At 63.8% G+C, this 22,204-nt stretch carries 22 protein-coding genes; 8 read left to right on the top strand and 14 right to left on the bottom strand.

Annotated features, from left to right (window positions below):
- Nucleotides 1-82: 82 nt before the first annotated feature.
- From gstA to B5T_RS09135, 3 genes are all read left to right on the top strand, one after another.
- Nucleotides 83-679, top strand: coding sequence for a glutathione transferase GstA (gstA, locus tag B5T_RS09125; protein WP_014994205.1), 597 nt, complete (start codon nucleotides 83-85; stop codon nucleotides 677-679).
- Nucleotides 680-690: 11 nt separating this feature from the next.
- Nucleotides 691-1,767 (top strand): NAD(P)H-dependent flavin oxidoreductase, encoded by a 1,077-nt coding sequence (locus tag B5T_RS09130; RefSeq protein ID WP_014994206.1) that lies wholly within the window; start codon nucleotides 691-693, stop codon nucleotides 1,765-1,767.
- Nucleotides 1,768-1,904: 137 nt separating this feature from the next.
- Complete coding sequence (locus B5T_RS09135) at nucleotides 1,905-2,648, top strand: NUDIX hydrolase (protein WP_148279243.1); 744 nt, start codon at nucleotides 1,905-1,907, stop codon at nucleotides 2,646-2,648.
- Nucleotides 2,649-2,789: 141 nt separating this feature from the next.
- Here the strand turns inward: B5T_RS09135 and B5T_RS09140 are convergent, their stop codons facing one another.
- The 3 genes from B5T_RS09140 to B5T_RS22880 all read right to left on the bottom strand — a co-directional run bounded on the left by B5T_RS09140 (nucleotide 2,790) and on the right by B5T_RS22880 (nucleotide 5,317).
- Complete coding sequence (locus B5T_RS09140; protein ID WP_014994208.1) at nucleotides 2,790-3,698, bottom strand: carbon-nitrogen hydrolase; 909 nt, start codon at nucleotides 3,696-3,698, stop codon at nucleotides 2,790-2,792.
- A gap of 1 nt (nucleotide 3,699) precedes the next feature.
- On the bottom strand, nucleotides 3,700-4,713 hold the full coding sequence (locus B5T_RS09145) for an agmatine deiminase family protein (protein WP_014994209.1): 1,014 nt from the start codon (nucleotides 4,711-4,713) through the stop codon (nucleotides 3,700-3,702).
- Between the two features lie 88 nt (nucleotides 4,714-4,801).
- Nucleotides 4,802-5,317, bottom strand: coding sequence for an outer membrane protein assembly factor BamE (locus B5T_RS22880; RefSeq protein ID WP_148279244.1), 516 nt, complete (start codon nucleotides 5,315-5,317; stop codon nucleotides 4,802-4,804).
- Between the two features lie 198 nt (nucleotides 5,318-5,515).
- On the opposite strand from B5T_RS22880, the gene B5T_RS09155 reads away from it, so the two are divergent.
- The gene (locus B5T_RS09155) at nucleotides 5,516-6,751 is read left to right on the top strand and encodes a lipoprotein-releasing ABC transporter permease subunit (protein ID WP_014994211.1); all 1,236 of its coding nucleotides are present in this window, start codon (nucleotides 5,516-5,518) and stop codon (nucleotides 6,749-6,751) included.
- On the top strand, nucleotides 6,744-7,427 hold the full coding sequence (locus B5T_RS09160) for an ABC transporter ATP-binding protein (protein ID WP_014994212.1): 684 nt from the start codon (nucleotides 6,744-6,746) through the stop codon (nucleotides 7,425-7,427). Before B5T_RS09155 ends, B5T_RS09160 begins: the two co-directional genes overlap by 8 nt.
- 243 nt (nucleotides 7,428-7,670) lie before the next feature.
- Here the strand turns inward: B5T_RS09160 and betT are convergent, their stop codons facing one another.
- The 10 genes from betT to arsC all read right to left on the bottom strand — a co-directional run bounded on the left by betT (nucleotide 7,671) and on the right by arsC (nucleotide 18,044).
- Nucleotides 7,671-9,704, bottom strand: a complete 2,034-nt coding sequence (gene betT / locus B5T_RS09165; protein ID WP_041716963.1) for a choline BCCT transporter BetT — start codon at nucleotides 9,702-9,704, stop codon at nucleotides 7,671-7,673.
- Nucleotides 9,705-10,041: 337 nt separating this feature from the next.
- The gene (locus tag B5T_RS09170; protein ID WP_014994214.1) at nucleotides 10,042-11,364 is read right to left on the bottom strand and encodes a DUF58 domain-containing protein; all 1,323 of its coding nucleotides are present in this window, start codon (nucleotides 11,362-11,364) and stop codon (nucleotides 10,042-10,044) included.
- Nucleotides 11,361-12,332, bottom strand: a complete 972-nt coding sequence (locus B5T_RS09175; RefSeq protein WP_014994215.1) for an AAA family ATPase — start codon at nucleotides 12,330-12,332, stop codon at nucleotides 11,361-11,363. Before B5T_RS09175 ends, B5T_RS09170 begins: the two co-directional genes overlap by 4 nt.
- On the bottom strand, nucleotides 12,329-13,654 hold the full coding sequence (locus B5T_RS09180; protein WP_014994216.1) for a DUF4350 domain-containing protein: 1,326 nt from the start codon (nucleotides 13,652-13,654) through the stop codon (nucleotides 12,329-12,331). The genes B5T_RS09175 and B5T_RS09180 overlap by 4 nt, the downstream gene beginning before the upstream one ends.
- Nucleotides 13,651-15,144 carry a hypothetical protein gene (locus B5T_RS09185; protein WP_014994217.1) on the bottom strand — a complete coding sequence of 498 codons (1,494 nt, stop codon included), beginning with the start codon at nucleotides 15,142-15,144 and terminating at the stop codon, nucleotides 13,651-13,653. Before B5T_RS09185 ends, B5T_RS09180 begins: the two co-directional genes overlap by 4 nt.
- Entirely contained in the window at nucleotides 15,131-16,096 is a 966-nt protein-coding gene (locus B5T_RS09190) for a stage II sporulation protein M (protein ID WP_014994218.1), read from the bottom strand. The genes B5T_RS09185 and B5T_RS09190 overlap by 14 nt, the downstream gene beginning before the upstream one ends.
- Nucleotides 16,093-16,770, bottom strand: a complete 678-nt coding sequence (locus B5T_RS09195) for an RDD family protein (RefSeq protein WP_014994219.1) — start codon at nucleotides 16,768-16,770, stop codon at nucleotides 16,093-16,095. Before B5T_RS09195 ends, B5T_RS09190 begins: the two co-directional genes overlap by 4 nt.
- Nucleotides 16,757-17,095, bottom strand: a complete 339-nt coding sequence (locus B5T_RS09200) for a DUF2069 domain-containing protein (protein WP_014994220.1) — start codon at nucleotides 17,093-17,095, stop codon at nucleotides 16,757-16,759. Before B5T_RS09200 ends, B5T_RS09195 begins: the two co-directional genes overlap by 14 nt.
- Nucleotides 17,092-17,691, bottom strand: coding sequence for an NAD(P)H:quinone oxidoreductase (wrbA, locus tag B5T_RS09205; RefSeq protein WP_014994221.1), 600 nt, complete (start codon nucleotides 17,689-17,691; stop codon nucleotides 17,092-17,094). The genes B5T_RS09200 and wrbA overlap by 4 nt, the downstream gene beginning before the upstream one ends.
- Nucleotides 17,688-18,044, bottom strand: coding sequence for an arsenate reductase (glutaredoxin) (gene arsC / locus B5T_RS09210; RefSeq protein ID WP_014994222.1), 357 nt, complete (start codon nucleotides 18,042-18,044; stop codon nucleotides 17,688-17,690). Before arsC ends, wrbA begins: the two co-directional genes overlap by 4 nt.
- A 192-nt stretch (nucleotides 18,045-18,236) precedes the next feature.
- Here arsC and B5T_RS09215 point away from each other — a divergent pair, with 192 nt between their 5' ends.
- Genes B5T_RS09215 through B5T_RS09225 form a run of 3 tightly spaced genes read left to right on the top strand, consistent with a single transcriptional unit; the run spans nucleotide 18,237 to nucleotide 20,706 of the window.
- The gene (locus B5T_RS09215) at nucleotides 18,237-19,556 is read left to right on the top strand and encodes a YihY family inner membrane protein (RefSeq protein ID WP_148279246.1); all 1,320 of its coding nucleotides are present in this window, start codon (nucleotides 18,237-18,239) and stop codon (nucleotides 19,554-19,556) included.
- Complete coding sequence (locus tag B5T_RS09220) at nucleotides 19,553-19,822, top strand: acylphosphatase (protein WP_014994224.1); 270 nt, start codon at nucleotides 19,553-19,555, stop codon at nucleotides 19,820-19,822. Before B5T_RS09215 ends, B5T_RS09220 begins: the two co-directional genes overlap by 4 nt.
- The gene (locus B5T_RS09225; protein ID WP_014994225.1) at nucleotides 19,819-20,706 is read left to right on the top strand and encodes an alpha/beta fold hydrolase; all 888 of its coding nucleotides are present in this window, start codon (nucleotides 19,819-19,821) and stop codon (nucleotides 20,704-20,706) included. Before B5T_RS09220 ends, B5T_RS09225 begins: the two co-directional genes overlap by 4 nt.
- 201 nt (nucleotides 20,707-20,907) lie before the next feature.
- Here B5T_RS09225 and B5T_RS09230 read toward each other — a convergent pair whose 3' ends face one another.
- Nucleotides 20,908-22,176 carry a DUF1835 domain-containing protein gene (locus B5T_RS09230; RefSeq protein ID WP_014994226.1) on the bottom strand — a complete coding sequence of 423 codons (1,269 nt, stop codon included), beginning with the start codon at nucleotides 22,174-22,176 and terminating at the stop codon, nucleotides 20,908-20,910.
- Nucleotides 22,177-22,204: the final 28 nt, after the last annotated feature.

Here is a 22,204-nt window from a genome sequence, read left to right on the forward strand (position 1 = left end):
GATATGCCTTTGAGTCTATTTGTTAATTATAGAGCAATAAAATACGCTGTGATTCCCGTTGTCACCGTCAGGAATCACTATCATGAAACTCTATTACGCCCCCGGCGCCTGCTCCCTGGCTGTTCACATTGTCCTGCGGGAACTGGATGTGGACTTTTCCCTGGTCACGGTGGATCTGGCCACCCACCGCACTGGTGAGCAGGATTTCTTTTCTTTGTCCGACCACGGCCGGGTTCCCCTGCTGGTACTGGAGGACGGTACCCGGCTCACCGAAGGGCCCGCCGTTTGTCAGTATCTGGCGGATCGCTTCGCACGTGAGGATCTGCTGCCCGCCGCCGGCAGCCTGGAACGGTTCCGGGTGCATGAATGGCAAAACTTCATCGCCACGGAGTTGCACAAGAATTTTGCCCCCTTCTTCAAACCCGGTTACCCGGACGCCAGCCGGACACTGATGCGTGACACCCTGAGCACGGCACTGAGCTGGGTCGCCATGCGACTGGAACGGCGCGACTTTCTCACCGGCGATACCTTTACCGTCGCCGATGCGTACCTGTTCACCATCACCGGCTGGGTGGATGCCGCCGCTATTACCCTGCCTGCGCGGCTGCGGGCATACCGGCAAACCCTGATGCAGCGCGACAGTATTGCCCAGGCACTGAAAGCCGAAGGCCTACTGTGAAGGAGCCCCTCATGTGGAAAGCCAATCGCATTACCCAACTGCTGAATCTGCAAATTCCGCTGATTCAAGGGCCTTTTGGTGGCGGCCTGTCATCGGTGACACTGGCCGCCACGGTCAGTCAGGCGGGTGGGCTGGGCTCTTTCGGGGCGCATCATCTGACGCCGGCGGAGATTATGGCGACGGCCGTGGCCATCCGCCGGCATACTGACCGCCCCTTCGCCCTGAACCTGTGGATTCCTCCCCACGATGCGGCGGGCCCCGCCGATGTTCAGCGCGGCACGGAGATACTGACGCCTTGCTACCGCGAACTGGGCCTGACGCCGCCAGAATCACCCCGGAGTGATTACTGGCCGGACTATGGCGAGCAGGTGGCAGCGATTCTGGAAGCCTGCCCAGCGGTGTTCAGCTTTGTCTATGGCATCCCCGAGCCCGCAATACTGGCCGCCTGTCGGCAACGAGGCATCCGCACCCTGGGCACGGCCACCACGGTGGCCGAGGCACTGGCCCTGCAGGACGCCGGGGTGGATGCGGTGGTGGCCACCGGCTTCGAGGCCGGCGGCCACCGGGTGTCCTTTCTGGAGCAACCGGAGCGTTGCCTAACTGGCAGCCTGGCACTGATCCCCAATGTTCGGAATGCGCTGACCGTGCCAGTGGTGGCGGCGGGTGGCATCGCTGATGGCCGTGGCATGGCGGCGGCCATGGTGTTGGGGGCCGACGCCGTGCAGGTGGGCACCGCCTTCCTTGCCTGCCGGGAATCCAACGCCAGCCCCATCCATCGGCGGATGCTGTTCAGTGAGAGGGCCGTGCACACCGGTCTGACTCGTGCGTTCTCCGGTCGCCTGGCGCGGGGTATTCGCAACCGTTTCATGGACGCCATGGAGGATCAACCGGGTATTCCCGGCTACCCCTTGCAGACCTGGCTCACTCGCCCGCTGAAACAGACCGCCCAGCAACAGGACGACCCGGAATACCTGGCGCTGTGGGCGGGGCAGGCGGCACCTCTGCTGCGTCATCGCCAAGCGGCAACCCTGATCGACACGATCATGAGAGATTGTCGGAAAAACTTGCCCGCCACGCTGCTGGATTAACGTCCGACACGGGCATGCTCCGGTTTCGAAAAATGCGAGCCGGCGAAGGAGGCGTGAACCGAGTAGCTTGCCGGGCGTCGCATTCCGCTCAAGGACCGGCTATGGTGAAGGGAAAGAAGAATCAAGCGAGCTGATCTATGCAACCACGTCCAGCGGCTACCCTGGCCCTGCTTCGAGACGCCCGTGAGGGCCTCGAAGTACTTATGCTGCAGCGCACCCACAAAGCGGTGTTCATGCCCGGTTTCTATGTTTTTCCCGGCGGCGCGGTGGATCGCGCCGATTCCGATCCGGCGCTGATGCCCCATCTGGGCGGCATCGATGAGGTCGCCGCCAACACCCTGCTGAATCTGGAAGCGGGCGGTCTGGGCTATCTGGTGGCGGCGATTCGTGAGTGTTTCGAGGAAGCCGGTGTGTTGCTGGCTCGGCCCGCCGCCGCCGACTGGCCAGAACCACACCATCCGGTATTGGCCGATGACCGCGACGCGATAATGAACGGCGAACTGGACTGGCTCACTTTATGTCAGCGCCATGATCTGCGGGTGGCGCTGGAAAGTCTGGGCTATTTCGACCATTGGGTGACTCCGCCAGGGCCGCCGCGCCGCTTCGATACCCGTTTCTTTGTCGCCGAGGCGCCACCGTTCCAGCAACCTCGCCATGATGGCCAGGAAACCATCGACCACTGCTGGGTCAATCCCCGTCTGGCGTTGGAATACCACGGCGGCGGCGAGCGCCAGTTCGCTACTCCGACGTTGAGCGTGTTGCGTCGCCTCGGTCAGTTCGATTCAGTGACGGCGGTGATGGAGTACGCCGGCACTCACAGTCCGCGGCGGATGGCGCCGCTGAGCGAGGAAGACGCCGCCGAGCGCTTCGCCTCGCCGTGAAGGGTAAATATGCACACTGTTCTTTAGCCGCTGTAGGAGCTTGCCTGCAAGCGAATATATTCTCCGACGGTGGAAGAATTCGCTTGCAGGCAAGCTCCTACAGCGGCCTGGTGCCGGCGGGTTGCCGGACCGCGGCTTTATTCAGTCCCGGTAGCGTTTGCTGAGATCGCCGTAGGCGTCCACGCGGCGGTCGCGCAGGTAGGGCCAGATGCGCCGCACCGCCTCGCTGCGGCGGGTATCCACGTCGACCACCAGCACGGTCTCCTCGTCGCTGCCGGCCCGGGCCAGAAACTCACCTTGCGGGCCGCAGACGAAGCTGTTGCCCCAGAACTGAATGCCATCGCCACCGTGCGGGCTGGTCTCGAAGCCGGTGCGGTTGGCCACCAGCACCGGCAGGCCATTGGCGACGCCGTGGGCTCGCTGCACGGTGATCCAGGCGTCCAGTTGGCGCTGTTGCTCCGCGTCGTCGTCGTTGCGATCCCAGCCGATGGCGGTGGGGTAGAGCAGCAGCTCGGCGCCGGCCAGCGCCATCAGCCGGGCCGCTTCCGGATACCACTGGTCCCAGCACACCAGCACGCCCAGCTTGCCGACGCTGGTCTGAATCGGCGTGAAGCCGGAGTGGCCGTCATTGAAAGTGGCATCGCCGGGGGTGAAGTAGAATTTCTCGTAAAAGCCAGGGTCGTCGGGAATGTGCATCTTGCGGTAAATGCCCGCCAGGGTGCCGTCCCGTTCCAGCACCACCGCCGTGTTGTGGTAGAGGCCGGCGGCGCGTTTTTCAAACAGACTGCCGACAATGACGATGTTCAATTCCCGGGCCAGAGCGCCGAGCCGTTCGCTGCTGGGGCCGGGGATCGGCTCGGCCAGGTCGAACACCGACGTGTCCTCGGTCTGGCAGAAATAGAGACTGCGGTGCAGCTCCTGCAGCAGCACCAGTTCGGCCCCTTCGGCGGCGGCCTGACGCACCAGATCCAGGGACCGGTTCAGGTTGGCTTCCAGGTCGTTGCCGTTGCTGTGTTGAACAATGTTTTGTTGAACCAGGGCGATCCGCATGTCAGTCCTCCAGCACGCCTTCCGGTAATTGCATGGTAACGCAATGCAGGCTGCCGCCCTGTTCGATCAGGGCGCGGCAGGGAATGCCGATCACCGGCCGGCTGCCCGCTGCCTGTTGCAGCGCGGCCAGCGCCGCTTCATCGGTGGGGCATTGGTAGGTGGGCATCAGAATCGCCTGATTGGTGATCAGGAAGTTGGCATAGGTGGCCGGCAACCGCTCGCGGTCGTCATTGTACTGCGACGACACCATTGGCAACGGTGCCAGCGTCAAACCATTCTGCTCGGCCAGTATTTGAAGTTCCCGTTCCATGGCCGCCAGGGCGGGATAGTGGCTGTCGCCCTCGTCCTGGCACTGCACGTAGGCGATGGTGGTGGGATTGACGAAGCGGGCCAGCGTATCCACGTGGGCGTCGGTGTCGTCGCCTTCCAGATGACCGTGCTCCAGCCAGCAGATGCGTTCCACGCCGAGATGCTCGCGCAGCGCCGCTTCCAGGGCCTGGTCGTCCAGATCCGGATTACGATTGGGGTGGCCCAGGCAATGACGGGTGGTGAGCAGCGTGCCCTGGCCATCGGTGTCGATGGAGCCGCCTTCCAGAACCAGCTCGATGCCCTCCACGGGAACCCGCCAGGGCAGACGGCGATTGAGGGCGTTGTCGCGCTCCGCCGGGAACTTATCGCCCCAGCCGTTGAAGCGGAAATCCAGCAGCCGCAAGTCGCCGTCGTCGGCCACCGCGATGGGGCCGAAATCCCGCGCCCAGGTGTCGTCGTAGTCGGCGTGCATCACGTGCAGCCGCGCCAGGTTGGCGCCGGCGGTGCGCAGACACTCCCGGGCGCGGTCCTCCACCGCCGCATCGCGGCACAGCAGCAGCACGTTTTCATGGCCGAGGATAGCGCCGATCAGGGCAGTGAAACTCTGTTCGGCCTCTTCCAACAACCCGGCCCAGTCGGTATCGGCGTCCGGCCAGGCCAGGAGTACGCCCCATTGAGGATGCCATTCAGGAAGCAGGCGGCGCATGATGTCGGGTTCCAATAAGGGATGGCCCGCGATTGTGGTATTGCCCGAAGGCGCCGTCAACTGGCCCCGATGCCGGGCATCGACGGTTTTACTGGCGCGCCGCCTCGCCGCCCTGATCCGTGGCCGGGCGGTCGTCTATGACGATGCGTCCAGTGACCGGGTCGAAGCGGAACTGGCCGTCGTCACCGCCGTCCTCCGCCTCGCTGGCGGTATCGTCGCGCGGTGCCGTCGACGGGGCGTCGCTGTCCTGCGCGGGCGTGGCAGCCACGGGCGGGGGAGAGGATTCCGCGTTGCCGGCGGCGTCGCCGGAATCCATCTCTTCGGCGTCGTCGGCTTCATCGCCATCGGTCGGCCTGGCGATGTCCGCTGCCTCGCGCAATGGCCGGGTGACGTTGTGCAGCACCACCTGATTCTCGAAGTAAACGGTGTAGTCCGGATAGACCCAGCGGCTGATCGGTGGCTGGCCCACCGGCCCCTTGGTGTCCTGTGGGGCGCCGAACTGCGCGCGCACCTGGGCCTGGGTCATGCCACGCTGTGGCGCCTCCCCGGCCAGCACAAGGCCGCTCCCCGCCAGCGCCAATAGCGCCACGACGATTCTTATCATGGTGTGTCCCCCAACAACATAAAAAAGGAATCCGGCCTGGCGACAGTGGCCGCCGGATCAATAAAAACGCGGATCATTGAATCAATTGTGATTTGCATGGTCGAGGATACTGGTCACAAAGCGGGTTGAGGTGATCCGACCAGGGGACGGAACCGAAAGCAGTTTCGTCATATCAGCAATAGTGCTTAAATGCGCGCCATGTTTCGACCATTCTCTCTCTATGTCGGCCTGCGTTACACCGGTGCCCGGGCCCGCAACAGCTTTATTTCCGTTATCACGCTGATTTCGGCCCTGGGGCTGATGTTGGGGGTGGCGGTATTGATCACCGTGCTGTCGGTGATGAACGGTTTTGACCGGGAATTGCAGACCCGCATCCTCGGCATGGTGACGCACCTGTCGGTATACGGCCGCGAACCGGTCAACGACTGGCAGCAACTGGCGGATCAAATCGAAGGCTACCCCGGGGTGGCGGCCGTGGCCCCGTTCCGGCAGTTGGAAGGTATGCTGACCTTTGACGGCAACGTGGCCGGGGCGCTGATTTCCGGGATCGAGCCGCAGGCGGAACGGCAGGTGTCGATCGTCGGTGACATGATGTGGGAAGGGGATTTCGATGCCCTGCAGTCCGGTGGTTTCGGCGTGGTGCTGGGCTACGGCGTGGCCCGCAAGCTGGATGCGGAACTGGGCGATAAAGTCACCCTGGTGCTGCCCGAGGCGACGGTGTCGCCGGCGGGCGTGATGCCGCGCTTCAAACGGTTCACCGTGGTGGGCATTTTCCGCGCCCGCGCCGAGGTGGACTCCCTCTACGCCTACATCAATGTGGAAGACGCGGCCCGCCTGGCGCGGCAGCCGGGCACCGTGGAAGGGGTGCATTTGCGGCTCAACGATCTGTTCGCCGCCCCTCAGGTGGGCTGGGAACTGCAGCAGAGCCTCGGCTACGGTTACTACACCAGTGACTGGACCCGCACCCACGGCAATCTGTTCCAGGCCATCAAGATGGAAAAAACCATGATGACGCTGTTGCTCAGCTTCATTGTCGCGGTGGCCGCCTTCAACATCATTTCAAGCCAGGTGATGCTGGTCACCGAAAAACGCGGCAATATCGCGGTGATGCGTACGCTGGGCGCGTCCCCCGGCGCGATCATGCGAATCTTCATGGTGCAGGGTACCGTGGTGGGCATGGTCGGCACCTTGCTGGGCACGGTACTGGGGATTCTGCTGGCGGATAACGTCAGCACCCTGGCGCAATGGATCGAGCGCACTTTCAATACCCATTTGTTTGACGCCTATTTCGTCAACTACCTGCCGTCCGAATTGCAGTGGAGCGATGTCGGCATCATCGTTGCCATCGCCTTGCTGATCAGCTTCTCGGCCACTTTGTATCCGTCCTGGCGCGCCAGCCGGGTCCATCCGGCGGAGGCATTGCGCTATGAATGATACCGTGCTGCACGCCCGTGGGCTGATCAAGAGCTATCAGGAAGGCCATGGCGAATTGCAGGTGCTCAGCGGTGTGGAGCTGCATGTCCGGCGCGGGGATATGGCGGCCATCATCGGTGCTTCCGGTTCCGGCAAGTCCACTTTGTTGAACCTGCTCGGCGGCCTGGATGTCCCAACCCGCGGCAGCGTCACTATTGGTGGCCAACCGTTGGCGGGGATGAACGAACGAGCGCTGGGGCAGATACGTAACCGTTATCTCGGCTTCGTCTACCAGTTCCATCACTTGCTGCCGGAGTTTACCGCTCTGGAGAATGTGGCCATGCCGCTGCTGATTCGTGGCGAGTTGCCGAAGCACGCCACCGAGCGGGCCGAACGGGTATTGTCCCGGGTGGGGCTGGGTAAGCGCCTTGAACACAAGCCTTCCATGCTCAGCGGCGGTGAGCGGCAGCGGGTGGCAATTGCCCGCGCGCTGGTGACCGATCCGGCGCTGGTGATGGCGGATGAGCCCACCGGCAACCTGGACGAGCGCACCGCCGCCCAGGTCCAGGATTTGATGCTGGAACTCAACCAGACCCTGGGCACGGCCTTCCTGCTGGTGACCCACGCGCCGGAGTTCGCCCGCCGTTGTCACACCCGCCATGAACTGCACGACGGTCTGCTCAGGCCGCTGGATTAGGCGTCTACACTCTGATCGCTTTCCCTCTGAGGGGACTACGAGGCCGTTGTAGGAGCTTGCCCTGCAAGCGAACGGGCTATCGGGCCCCAGGAATTCGCTTGCAGGGCAAGCTCCTACAGTGGCTTCGTGGCAATCTCTGAATTCATGTTTTCAGCACCTCTGCCAGGATCTCCCAAAGTGGTGCCTCACGGGCCGCGATCTTTTTGTTTTGGAGAAGCGGGCCCGGAAGGCCCGCCCGCCGACTCACCGCATCATGTGCAGGAAGTGCATGTGCTTCTCGTACTGGTCGAGCACATCGCCGATCACCTGCTCGCGGGTGAAGCCCATCAGATCGTAGTCCTGACCGCCTTCGCTGAGGAACACATCGGCCCGATAGTAGCGGTCGCTTTCCGCTTTGCGCTTGGAGTATTCCAACTGACGCATGCTGATGGACGGCCGGGTGTAGCCGCGTACCCGCACGCCGTAGACGAAGTCCATCTCCTGTCCCAGGTCCACGGTCAGATAAACACGATCCCCTTCGTCGCTCTCGTTGACCTCCACCTTGAGGCCATGCCCGCGCAACTCCTCGGCCACCGACTGCAGTGCCGGAGCGGCCACCTCGGCCACGTATTGCAGTACCCGCGCCTTGCCGGGGAAATGGACCATGCCCCGCAGACGGGCTTTCCAGCCGCCGGCGGGGGTGCTGTGGCCCATGTGCACGGCGGGGGGCGGTGCCAGAGACGCCTGGAAGCTGAGCTTGCGGATGCCCTCCACCTTGAGCGAGCGCAACAGGCCGACACAGGCCACCAGCAGCACCAGAGAGAACGGCAGCGCCAGGGCGATGGTGGCGGATTGCAGTGCCTTCAGGCCACCGGCCAACATCAGGGCGATGGCCACGATCCCTTCGGAGCTGGCCCAGAACACCCGCTGCCATACCGGGGTGTCGTCGTGGCCGCCGGAGGCGAGCATGTCCACCACCATGGAACCGGAGTCCGAGGAGGTGACGAAGAACACCACCACCATCAACACCGCGATGGAGGAAACCACACCGGACCAGGGGAACTGTTCCAAGAACTGGAACAACGCCACCGCCGCGTCCTTCTGCACTTCGGTGCCCAGGGCGGGGAAGATGTTGTCCGCGATCATCTGGATGCCGGAGTCACCGAACACGGTCATCCACAGCAGGGTGAAAGCGGCCGGCACCAGCATCACGCCGAGGGCGAACTCACGGAGCGACCGGCCCCGTGAAATACGGGCGATGAACATGCCCACGAACGGCGACCAGGAGATCCACCAACCCCAGTAGAACAGGGTCCAGTCACCGAGCCAGCCCTGTGGCCCGCTGCCGTCGTTTTCCACCGGTTGATAGGTGTACAGATTGAACGTCATATCCACCAGATTGGACAGATAGGCACCCAGATTCTGCACATAGGCCTTCAGCAGGAACAGGGTCGGCCCCAGGAACAGCACGAACATCAACAGCAGGAAGGCCAGCACCAGGTTCAGTTCGGACAGCCGCCGGATGCCGGCGTCCAGACCGGTGACCACGGAGATCGTGGCCAGCGCGGTGATCGAGATGATCAGTCCCACTTGCACCCATTCGGTTTTGGGTAACCCGAACAGGTGATTGAGACCGGCGTTGACCTGCTCGACGCCAAGGCCAAGGGACGTGGCCACGCCGAACACGGTACCCACCACCGCGAAAACATCCACCATGTGGCCGATCGGGCCGTAGATTTTTTTGCCGATAAGAGGGTAGAGGGCGGAACGCAGCGTCAGTGGCAGGCCATGGCGGAAGCTGAAGTACGCCAGGATCATCGCCACCACGGCATAAATAGCCCAGGCGTGCAGCCCCCAGTGGAAGAAGGTGACGCGCATGGCTTCCTTGGCGGCGTCGATGGAGCCGGGCTCGGCCATGGGCGGCGACATGTAATGCAATACCGGTTCGGCCACGCCGTAGAACATCAAGCCGATGCCCATGCCGGCGGAAAACAACATGGCGAACCAGGAGCCATAACTGTAGTCCGGTTCCGAGTGATCCGGCCCCAGTTTGATATCGCCATAGCGGCTGACGATCACGAACACCACCAGCGATAAAAGAATCGCCACGGTGAGAATGTAAAACCAGCTGGCGTATTGCTGCACACCGGTTTTCATTGTTGAAAAGAACCCGGCCGCCTCGGGTTTAAAAAAGGTCGAGAACAGCACCAGACCAACAATGATAATCACGGATGTAAAAAAAACCGGGGGGTTTATTTTGACCTTTGCGGAAGGTTCCTCGAGGGAATTAGGTTCCATGCAAGATTCCTTATCCTGAAGAAATAACAGCCACGGCTTTTCAACGGCTTGTCAGAAAAATGATTCGTACCCAGAAAACAAGGGTAACAATTTGAGGGGGGAGCGTCGAATGGGAGGAAAAGAGGTAGTTGACAGTTGATAGTGGACAGTTGACAGCGAAAATCAAAAAATGCGGTCGATTCGCTTTCTGTGAGAGCTTGCCTGCAAGCGAATATTACTAAACACCGAATGAACCCCATTCACTTGCAAGCAAGCTTCCCACAGCGGCTAAAGATCACCTGTTTTTGTTTTTCATTTTTCCGTTGTCAACTGTCCACTATCAACTGTCAACTCTTCTTCACAGTCTCCCCGCCCGTTTCAACGCCAGATAGGTCTGTCCCAGGCGTTCGGCGAGGCGTTCCGGGGTGGTGGCGACCACGTTGGCGCCGGCGCGGCGCAGGCGCACGTGCAGGGCTCTCCGGTGTTCCTGTTCCTGGGCGTCCGCCGCCAGCCGCAGGGCATCGTCCAGGTCCTGGACTGGCGCCTGGTGCAGGGCTTCCTGCTCGGGCAGGCGGATGTCCGCCACCATCACCAGGTGGCGCCGGCTCAGCAGCGTGACGGCAGCGAGCAGATCGTCGCTGTCCTCCGGGTGCAGCCGGCTGACCAGCACCACCAGGGAGCGGCGTTGCCAGCGGCCGTGGAAATAGCGGGCGGCCTGGCTGAAGTCGCTGGCGTGCTCCTGGGGATGCACGTCGTAGAAGCCTTTCAGCAGGGTCTGGATGCCACTGGGGCCGTGCACCGGCGCCAGCCAGCGTGGCGTGTCCCGGGAGAACAGCAGGCTGCCCACCCGGTCGCCCTGCCGCAGTGCCGACCAGGCCAGCAGCAAAGTGGCGTTGAGCCCGTGGTCGAACAGGGTCAGATCGCCCACCGGCAGCTTCATTCGTCGCCCGGCATCGAGCAGTACCCACAGGCTCTGGTTCTGTTCATCCTGGTAGTGACGGGTGATCAGATGACGGCGGCGGGCGCTGGCTTTCCAGTCGATGCGGCGCGGGCTGTCGCCGGGCTGGTATTCCCGCAATTCGTGGAATTCCAGGCCCTGGCCGCGGCGCGGCTGCTGGCGGTTGCCGAAGCGCAGCTGGCTTTTATCCACCGCCAGGGCCGCCCGGGCGATGGGGGAAAAGTCCGGATACACCGGCACGGTACGGGTGGCGGCCACCCGGCGGCGGCCCTGCCACAGGCGCGCCGGGGACGGCAGCCACACTTCGATGTCGCCGAACGTCACCGGGCCGCGCCGGGAGGGACGGTAACGGTAGCGGACCTCGGTGATGTCCGCCGCCAGGGCCACTTCCCGCGGCAGGCCGGTGTGACTGTCGTCATCGGGGTGATGATCGGCCAGATTCCAGATCTCACCGGGTCGCCCGCCGCTCAGACGCAAAGTGATGGTCTGCGGCACCCCCACCGACAGGGCGGCGGGCAGTGAGCGCTCGGCGGCTGGCGCCGGGCGCGCGCTCAAGCGCCGGGCGTCCAGCACCGCCCATAACGCCAGCGCCAGACCGGCCAGCACCCAGACCAGCAGGGCGCTGTCGCGCCATCCGGAGGCGAAGGCCGCCGCCAGCACCGGCAGCAGGCTCAGCGCCGCCCAGCACAGCAGCAGCAACAGCAGGCGCGACCCGGGTCTCATTGACGCGGGGCCTCCACTTGCTCGAGCAGGTGGGTCAGCACCGTCTCCACGGTCTGGCCTTCCAGTTCCGCGTCCACGCCCAGGCGCAGGCGATGGCGCAGCACCGGCGGCGCCACCGCCTTGATGTCATCGGGAATGACGAAGTCACGGCCATCGAGCAGGGCGTAGCTTTTCGCCGCCCGGGCCAGGGCAATACTGGCACGCGGACTGGCTCCCTGAACCAGGGCCGGGTGATCGCGGGTGGCGCGGGCCAGACGCAGCAGGTAATCGAGGATGGCGTCGTCCAGCAGCACCTGTTCCGCCCAGCGGCTCAAGGAGAGCACGCCGGCGCTGTCGGTGACGGCACTGAGCCCGGCGTCGTCGAGACTGTCCGCCAGGGTGCCGTCCAGCACCATGCGCAGCATCCGCGCCTCGTCTTCCTGTTCCGGGTAGTCGATCAGGATCTTGAACAGAAAACGGTCCAGCTCCGCCTCCGGCAACGGGTAGGTTCCTTCCTGGTCCAGCGGGTTCTGGGTGGCCAGGACCACGAACGGCGGCGCCAGACTGAAGCTTTCGCCCTCGATGGTGATCTGCCGCTCCTGCATCACTTCCAGCAAGGCCGCCTGGGTCTTGGCCGGCGCCCGGTTGATCTCGTCCGCCAGCAGCAGATTGGTGAAGGCCGGCCCCTTGCGGATATGGAAGGTGGCGTTGCCGGCGTCGTAGATGGCATGGCCGGTGACGTCGGTGGGCATCAGATCCGGGGTGAACTGGATGCGCTGAAAGTCGAGTTTCAGCACCCGTGCCAGGCTCCGCGCCAGCAGCGTTTTGCCCAGTCCCGGCACGCCTTCGATCAGCACGTGTCCGCCAGTGATCAGGGCGATCAGCACCTGGCGGGTGACTCCGGGTTGCCCGATCAGCACCCGGTTCAGTTGCGCCTCGATGTCGGCGGCCAGGGCGGTGGCCTGTTCCAGGGTTTCAGCGGTTTTCATGGTTGACTCCTGATCCTCTGCCTGACCTGTTGCAACAGCGCCACCATGGCCACGCATTGAGCGCGGTCGGCGGGGGTTTGCTCCAGGGCTTGGGAAAGCGTGTGTTCGGGGATGTCCAGACGCTTGGCGGTCAACGCCAGGGCCTTGACCGGGTCCGCGTGTTGCAGGGCGATGCGGCGCTGGATCTGCTGGCGCAGGGACGCCAGCAGTCGGTCGCTCTGGCCGGTGCGCCAATGGAAATGGCCAATGGCCCGCAAATGACCGAGATAATCGGTGTGCTGGCGGGCCGGATCGCGCCACAAGGGCCCGCGGCGTGGCAGCCGCCGCCACAACCAGAATGCCAGCGCCAGCACCAGCGCCAGAATGAGGGGCCAGAATCGCTCCCACAGCCATATTGGCAGCGGCGGGATATCGATTCCACGTACGAACCATACCGGTCCCCGGGCAGTCAGGTCGGCCAGCAGCCGGGCGTGGTCAAAATGGTGCAGGTGCTGGTTGTCCCACAGTCCCAGCTCGGTAAGCACGGTGACGGTGCCGCCGCCCACCCGGAAACGCAGCAGGGTTTCGCCGGCCTCGTTGCTGGCGGAGGCTTCCAGTACCTGCGTCGGCTCGCCGGTGGAATCGTCTATCGGCAGGGGGGTGTAAAGCAGCCGTATCGGCGTCTCGCTCTGCAGCAGCCGGGGCTGGTCGCCCAGATTGTGGGTCGCCGCCGGCGGCTGCCAGTGTTGCGGTGCCTGACAGGTGAGGACCTCGCATTGATGCAGCCGCTCCTTGGAGGCATCACCACTAAGGCAATACTCCAGAAACCAGTCTTCCATCGGCCGGAAACGGTCGAACAGCAGGGCCAGCGGGTCTTCTTCATTATCCTCGCGGGGCAGGGCCTCTACCTCCACCTCGAACAGGGACAGCAGCGAGTCCGGATCGCGGCGCTGTTGCTCGCTTTCGTCCTGTTCCGTTTCCTCCTCGGCGAACCAGCCGCTGGAGGGCGGCAGGTAGCGCGCGGCAATGATCAGATTGCCGCCGTCGTGAACCCAGTTGAGCAGATCCAATTGCCGCTCGTAGCCCAGCGAGCCACGGTCGCCATCGAGGATCAGGGTGGTATCGGTGTCCGGCAACGGAAACAGGGCGCGGGTGCTGAAGATGCGGCGGCTGGGCCGCCCCCAGTGGTCCAGCAGCTGTTGTGCGGCGAGGTACGGATTATTGCGCACGCTGGCGTCCGGTGAGGCCGGCGCGGCGTATTGCACCGGTACCGTGGCCAGGAAGTAGCCCGCCACCAGCGCCACCAGCAGCACCAGCACCAGATAGGGCCACCAGCGCTTCATGATGCTGCCTCCGCGCTGTTCAGCTGTTGCCAGCGCAGCAGCAACTGGCGCGCCTGTTCCGGCGTCACTGGCTGATGGGCCCAGGCGATGCGCGTCCATTGCTGTATCAGGTCGGCCAGATACGTCACTCTGGCGTCGTCACCGAGCAGGTGGCGGTAGGCATGCAGACAATCCCGTTCGGTGGCGCCGGGAGTGAGCCGGGTGGGGTGGCTCTGAAACAGGGTCACCAGGGCATGGCGTAGTAACAGCGCCAGCGCGGCGCGCACATCGTTGCTGGCCAGCGCCTGCTCCACGCCGTTGCCCAGATCGTCCGGCAAGGACTCGGCGCGGGTATCCAGACCCGCCACGCTCACCGGCATCTCCAGGGATTTGGAACGTCCGCTTTTCAGGGCACCGCGGTTGCGGAACAGGGCCAGCAGCAGGAACACGATCAGAGCCACCAGCACCAGACTGGCGAGCACCGTGACCAGCCGATCCGGCAGTTGCCAGTCACTGCCGGCGCGGTCGCGATCCGCGTGGTCACTGTTGAACACCTGGTCAAGCAGGTGGTTCCACCAACTGTCGTTGTCATCGCCGCGCAAGGACGGGCGCAGTTGGCGCTCCTCGCGAATTTCCACCGGCATGAACTGCTCGCCCGCCAGTAGTTCGATAGCCGCTTGCTTGGGGTCTTCCGGTTCGGTTTGCGCCGCCGGTGCCGGATGGGGCATCACGGTAAGCATCAGCAGCAGCGCCAGGGTGGTGACGCCGAGCGCCCGGCGGCGCCGGCCGATACGGTCCAGCCCCAGTTGCAGATCCCAGCCTTCCAGCCAAGTGCGCTGATTAAGATAGAGGGAAAAAGCGGCGGCCACGTAGAGCGGCTCGGTGATGGTCAGCGTCAGATACCAGGCCAGCGCCGCCAGCCCCTGATGCAAATAGTTCTGTTCGCTGAACCAGACACTGAACTCCATGTTGAAGTCCCAGGGCACCAGCGTCAGCACCAGCACCATCAGGCCGGTGAGCAGCACTTGCTCGAGGGTCACCATCAACGCCATGAGCGTGCCGGCCCGCTGCCCGGGCGGACTCAGCAGCACCTGGATGCGGGACGAGGCCTGGGCGCCGCGGCAGCCTTCCAACTGCCAGATGCCGGTCAACAGGCCCCGAAACGGGCTCAGCCGGCGCCAGGTCAACTGCCCGACCAGTCCGTTCAGGCCATAGTCCGGGAAGCGCTTGAGCAGGGTCCAGGCGTTGGGGTAGTCACCGAACAAGGCATGGCTGAAAAACGCCAGCAGCGGTCTTTCCCAGAGCGGCTTCAACCACCAGAACACCAGTACCGGCCAGAGGCTTTCCAGGCCGATGGACAGGGCGCTGAGCAGGGCGTAGGGCAGTGCCGTGAACAGCAGCCATACCAGAGTGACCTGGCGCCACCAGCGGCGGTAGAAACGGGTACCCAGATCCATGGCCTGCCAGGGAGAGCGGGGCGCCAGGCGGGCGCGCAGATTATTCAGATCCATGACGCCCCGCGAACAGCAAATAGAAGTAAAGCAGGGCCCAGCTGATGCCGCCGACGGTGTATTTGATCTGGGCGTCCAGCTCCCGGGAGGACCAGAACGCCTCGATCATCGCCGCCAGCACCAGCAGCAGGAACACGCCGTACATGACCGGCAGGGTTTCCCGTGCCGCCCGGCGCAAGGCGTCCACTCGTCGCCAGGAACCCGGCGCCACCAACGACCAGCCCAGGCGCAGCCCGGCGCCGCCGGCCAGCACGATGGCGGTCAGCTCCGGCGCCCCATGGGCAATGACGAAGGTGTAGAACGGCTGCCCGGCGCCTACCAGGGTCAGGTGGGCGGCGGCGGCGCCAAGGAAACTACCGTTGAACAGCATCACCACCAGGGAGCCGATGCCGAACAACACGCCTCCGGCGAAGGTGCGGAAGGCGATGCCGACGTTGTTGTAGATGTAGTAGCCGAACATCATCAGATCGTCGGCCCGGTTGCGGTCGCTGCTGTCGCGCAGATCCGGGTGGTACATGTTTTCCAGATCGCTGACGCCGTTGCCGTCCACCACGGTATGCACCAGTTCCGGGTCGTGCAGGATCATGGCCGCGACCAGACCGGCGGAGAGCAGGAAGGCGAGGGCGCTGATCAGATGCCAGCGCCACATGGCGCGCACCGCGCGCGGGAAGTCACCGCGCAGGAACGCCGCCAGCCTCGGCATCAACGGCGCCCGGTGACGGTAGAGTTGGCGATGGGCACGGAGCATCAGGTCGTTCAGGTAGTCCTGCAGTACCAGGCTGTAGCCCCTTTCCCGCGACAGCGCCAACTGATGGCACAGGTCCTGGTAGTCGTCGGTGAAGCGCGACAAATCCACGTTCTTGGGCCGCTGCTTCTTCTCCAGCGCCGCCAGGCCCTGTTCAAGGCGGCGCCATTGAGGCTGATAGCGCTGTTCGAACTGGCTTTGTCTCATGCCGCCCCCAGTACGTGATTGACCACCCGGCGTAACCGGGCCAGGGCGGCATCATCGTTGAGTTCCGGATAAGCCAGCCTGGCCAGTTCCCGTTGACGCTCCTCGGACAGCCGTGGGCCACGGTCATGAAAGGCCAGCAGCACCAATTGGTCGCCACGGTCCAACGGCCAATCCGGCGGCTCTCCACCGCTGTCACCGGGAGCGGGACGGGTTTGCGATGCGGGCACGTGAATCACCAGAGTGTCGGCGGCGAGATCGCCCAGCCGTTGCTGGCGGGAGGAGACCAGCATCACCACGAAGCCGGTCAGGTAGGCGAACGGGAACAGATCGGCGGTGCGTAGCAGATTGCGCACCAGCGAGCCGCTCAAGCCCACCGGAGCGCCGTTGCCGTGCACCACCGCCAGGCCCATCATCGCCTTGCCCGGCGTGCGCCCCTGCCGGAACACCTCGAACAGCACCGGGTAAAACCATTCCAGCAGGAACAACAGCAATAAATAGAGACCGGAGCCGCCACGGCCCAGCAACGTCAGGGGCGTGGCCACCACCATCAGAATCAGGCCTCGGATCATCAAATCGATGCCGTAGGCCATGCCGCGCGGTAGCGGCCCGGCCAGGGACAAGGTCAGCCGAGCGCCTTCCGGCGTATCAATGTGCAGACGTTCATCGATCAGCACGTCCACCCCGGATCACTTGCATGGCCAGTACGAACAGCACCGTGGTCAGGCTCACCTTGACGATGGCAAGGGTGCGCACCGGCGCCGGATCCAGCACCTGTATCACGTAGCCGCAAAAATAGAACAGCAACAGAAAACACAACCAGGTGAGCCCACGCTTATCGGCGCTGATCACCGCCGGCATCATCAGCAGCAACGGCAAATACAAGCCAACCCCCATGATCACCGCCGCCATCCAGGGGGCGTCCGGTGGTCCCAGCCAGAACTGATTGGCCAGACCGATCAGCAACAGCAGGGCATAGGTGAGCCGCAGCAGCAGAATCATCGGCGCCGCTCCAGTGCCCGGGCGAGTCCGCCGAGGCGATGCCCCAGCGCCCGCGCCAGAGTGATCTCGTCGTCACTGGGCTGGGTGCGGTTGTCGATGCCGGCCACATGGCTTGGGCCGTAAGGCGTGCCACCGTCGCGGGTGCGGGTCAGGGCCGCCTCGCTGTAGGGCACTCCGGCCAGCACCATGCCGTGGTGAAACAGCGGCAGCATCATCGACAACAGGGTGCTTTCCTGGCCGCCATGCTGGCTGGCGGAGGCGGTGAATACGCCGGCGGGTTTGCCGATCAAATCCCCGGACATCCACAGGTCGCTGGTCTGATCGATGAAATACTTCAGCGGTGCCGCCATATTGCCGAAGCGGGTGGGGGAGCCCAGGGCGAGCCCGGCGCAACCGCGCAGGTCGTCGAGAGTGACATAGGGCGCGCCGCTGTCCGGTACCGCCGGCGCCGTGGCCTGGTGATCGGCGGACACCGGCGGCACGGTGCGCAGACACGCCTCCATGCCACTGCTCTCCACGCCCCGCGCCACCTGGCGCGCCAGCTCCGCCACCGCGCCGGTGCGGCTGTAGTACAAGACCAGAATGTAGGCGCTCACGATTCAATCAACTCCAGCACTTTTTCCGGCGGCCGTCCGATGACCGCGCGTTTGCCGTGGACCACCACCGGCCGCTCCAGCAACTTGGGGTAGCGGACCAGGGCGGCGATGACGGTGTCGTCATCGGCCTCCGGATGCAGTCCCGCTTCTTTGTATTCCGCTTCCTTGACGCGCAGCAGATCATGGGCGCGGGCCAGTCCGAGTTGTCGGACCAGAGCGCGCAGAGTGTTGGCATCCGGCGGGTTGTCCAGATACTTTATCACGTTCGGCTCGACGCCGTTCTCTTCCAGCAGGGCCAGCGCCTGGCGGGATTTGGAACAGCGCGGATTATGATAGATGCTGTAGTCGGCCATGGCCTCGCTCCCCTTGAGAAATAGTGGGCGGTGTCGTCCCCGTAGTCGGCGGCGCTCGCGAAAGCCCACGATTGTACGGCAGTGGATGGCGTTTGTGGGAGATTCCATGTCTCGCGGGAAGATGATAGGGGGCGCGACTTGACCTCCTGCTTTTATTTGGCGATCCAGTGAACGATGGGAAAAAAGAAACCGATGACGGACAAGGACGAGACACCGCTGATTCCCTTTCGCGTCCGTATGCAGTCGCTGGTGGCGTTCCTGCGCTTGCTGCGGCGCCAGTTCGTCGAGGACGGTTGCCTGTCCTCGGCGGCGGCGCTCACCTATACCACCTTGTTTGCCATCGTTCCGGTGATGACGGTGATGTTCACGGTGATATCGGCGCTCCCGGCGCTCAACGAACGGGGGCTGGCGATTCGTCAGTGGGCGTTTCAGTATTTCGTGCCGTCCGCCGGTGATCAGATTCTTCGCCATCTGGAAGGCTTCTCCCGGCAGGCCACCAATCTCACCGTGGTGGGCGCCCTGTTCCTGGTGGTCACCTCGGTGTTGATGTTGCGCACCATCGAGCAGTCATTGAACCGCATCTGGCGTATCGGCAAGCCGCGCAAGGGGCTGACTAGTCTGATGATGTACTGGGCGGTGCTGTCTCTGGGGCCGATACTGCTGGGCGTCGGTCTGGGTATCAGTTCCTACCTCACTTCCGTTTCCCTGGTCACCGATACCGTGGCGTATCTGGGCGGCGACCGTTTCTGGCTGCGCGCCTTGCCGGTGGTGATGACCACCGGTTTACTCTCGCTGCTGTATATCGTGGTGCCGAATACCTCGGTACCGATTCGGCAGGGGGTGCTCGGTGCTTTGCTGGCGGCCTTGGCGTTTGAACTGGCCAAGGGCGGGTTCGCGTTCTTCATCCGGCAGGTGCCCAGTTATCAGGTCATCTATGGTGCCTTTGCCATGGTGCCGGTGTTTCTGTTGTGGATTTATATTTCCTGGATCATCGTTCTCGCCGGCGCCGAGCTGGTGCGGGGCCTGGTGGTGTTCGAGGAATTTCGACGCCGGGTGCCGCGCACCCAGTCGCTGCTGCGATTGCTGTGCCTGCTGTGGACACGACAACGTAACGGGGAAGTGCTACGTCATAATGAGGTACAGCGTGTGCTGCGGGACGCCGGCGTCACCCACTGGGACGAATTCCGCAATCTGCTGGAGGATCGTGGATTGATTCGCCGCACCGACGATGGCGGTTACATGCTCAGCGGAGATTTACGTTCGTTGACCCTGGCGGATCTGCTCGCCATGTTACCCTGGACCAGCGAGCAGCAACTGAACGTCAACGCTCAGGGGCTGGAGCCCTGGGAGACGGTGCTCAAGGCACGCTGCGATCAGGCGCGCGAGGGCATGCGTGCGCCGTTGTCGTTTCCCCTGGAAACGCTGTTCGAGAATCAGTTGTCGGAAACCGGCCCCGATCCCGACCTCAGTGATGAGGGGGCCGGTCATCGAAAAGAGGATGAACGATCATGATTGCCCGTCAAGTGGTGGTGCGCGGCCGCGTTCAGGGCGTGCTTTTTCGTGCCAGCACCTGTGATGAAGCCCGCCGGTGTGGCGTGGTGGGCTGGGTCCGCAATCTCGAGGATGGAGGCGTGGAGGCCTGGCTTGAGGGTAGCGAGGAAGCGGTCAGCGCCTTGCTGGCCTGGATGCGCCGTGGCCCTGCCCGCGCGCGCGTCACCGATGTGACGCAAACTGAACGCAGCCCGAGGGGCTACGAGGACTTCGAGGTATCCTGGTGAAACAGGTTGAACTGGTGAACGGCGATCTGCGCTTTCCGGCGCTGCTGACCGGTGACGGCGAGCCGGTATTGTTGCTGCATGGCTTTCCGGATACCCATGAGAATTGGGCCGATATCATGCAGCGGCTGGCGGGCGCCGGTTATACCGCGGTGGCCCCGGCATTGCGTGGTTACGCGCCGTCCTGTCAGCCCGGCAGCGGTGACTATGCACTGACCGCCGCGCTGGAGGATCTGATGGCCTTCACCGATCAACTGGGCGGGCGTGTGCATCTGATCGGCCACGATTGGGGCGCGGTGCTGGGCTACCTGGCCTGTGCGCGCTACCCGGAAACCTTCAGCTCTTTTTCCGCGCTGGCGATACCGCCTTTGAAACGCTTGCCCCAGGCGCTGCTGCGGGTGCCGGAACAATTGGGTCTGAGCGCCTATATTCCGTTTTTCCAACTGCCGCTGGCGGCGGAAACCTGGCTCAACCGCAACGACCTGGACGGTGTCGCCACCCTGTGGCGGCGCTGGTCACCGGGTTGGGAAGCCGGCCGCTACCTGGAGCAGGCCAAGCACACCCTGGCCCAACCCGGCGTCTTGTCCGCCGCCCTGGGCTGGTACCGGCACTTGCCCCGGCTATGGCGCCGGGACCTGCGTCAGGCCAGCAAGACACTGCTGGGAGAAACCCGGGTTCCGACCCAGGTGTTGCTCGGCGAAAGCGACGGCTGCATGAGCCCGCGCCTGCTGGATCACACCATCTATCCCAGCGACTTCCCCGAAGGCCTCCACGTCAAAACCCTGGCCGACGCCGGCCACTTCCTGCACCTGCAACAACCGGACGCCGTGGCGGCGCTGTTGGTGGAGCACATTCGAAAAGAAGAGAACAAGACAGTTGACAGTTGATAGTGGACAGTTGACAGCGAAAAGACCAAGTAGTCTGATCTTTAGCCGCTGTGGGAAGCTTGCTTGCAAGCGAATGGGATTTGCTCAAGTGTTCAGCAATATTCGCTTGCAAGCAAGCTTCCCGCAGTAGCTAAGGCTCACCCGTTTTTGTTTTTCTTTTTTTCGCTGTCAACTGTCCACTATCAACTGTCAACTACCTTTTCAGTAGAGTCTTGGTTGCCCACTGCTCTTGTCAATGCACCAGCAGGCGTGGGTGCCGTCGATGGGGATGCCGCCGACCCAGCGTACTGGCGGGCGGCTGTCCAGCCAGTTGCGGTAGCCGCTGAGGACGCCGTGGCCGGCATGGGTGACATCCAGCAGGCCTTCATCCCAGGGGCGCCCGGGGGTGCGGTGATATTCCAGCAGCGCCCGCTCGCCTTCCAGCAGCGGTTTCAGGACCCAGCGAAACATTTGCGGTGACAAATAGGGGAGCGGTTCGCGTTCTTCTTGCAGGGCGTTATACACCCCTCGTATGGAAATCGGCCCGCGTTCGGCCACCAGTTGCGCTGCCAATTGCTCGCTCAGTCCCAGGCCGGTGGCCGGATCCGGCAGTTCCAGCAGATGACGGCGCAGGGCCCGACCGAGCATGGGCAGCGCCGAGGTGGTGTGCCGGGACAGGCGGTATAGCGCGTCGGGATGGTTGGCGGTCACCGCGCGCCAGGCCGCTTCGCCGAGCGACAGCTGCGCGGTACTGACCGCGCGCCGTTGCCGCCACAACCAGTTGAGAACAAAGGGCGCCAGTTGGGTGAGGCAGCGAAAACGCTTGACCCCCGGCACCGATTCCACCGCGATCAATTGCAGCGGAGCGCCGTTGGGATTATGGCTGAACTGGTGCAGCAGCCGGGCCAGAATCAGTTGGTCCTGACTGTCGTGCTGGAACCACAACACCACCCGCCGGCCCCGCGCGGCTTCCGCCAGCCGGTCTTGAATGTCTTGCTGTTCCCGCGCCACCCGTTGCCAGTCCTGTTGCCGCAGATTCGCCAGAAAACGGCTGCGCCGCTGCCGGAACAGCGGTATCGGTTCGTTACGCAGGGGGCCGAGACTGTACGGGTCCGCCAGGCTCAGTATTTCACCGACGAAGCCGGCCTTGCGCAGACGCGGGGTCAGGTCCGTGGCCCCGCACAGATGCAGAGTGGCTTCGTCGCCATCGGGGCTGAGGCCGTAGAGGGGTTGGCTGTGTTCCAGTTCGCGAATGTGGTGGCTCTGTGAGGCCCAATCCGGGAAACCCTGTTCCCGGGCAATGGCGCGCCGGGCATCGGCCAGCGTGAACGGCTGGTGTTGCGAACGGCGGCGCGCGGCCAGTCGTAACACCGCCGGGGTGTGATGGCGGCGGGCGCCGCGCAGCAGATTGCGGGCGCGGCGTTCCTGTCTTTCCAGCGTCAGATGGCCGTGAACAAAAGGGCTGGGTGGAGCGGGTACTGCAGAAGACATGTCATGGTCCCTGGACATTCTTCAAACC

It is taken from the genome of Alloalcanivorax dieselolei B5, from assembly GCF_000300005.1.
GTDB lineage: Bacteria > Pseudomonadota > Gammaproteobacteria > Pseudomonadales > Alcanivoracaceae > Alloalcanivorax > Alloalcanivorax dieselolei.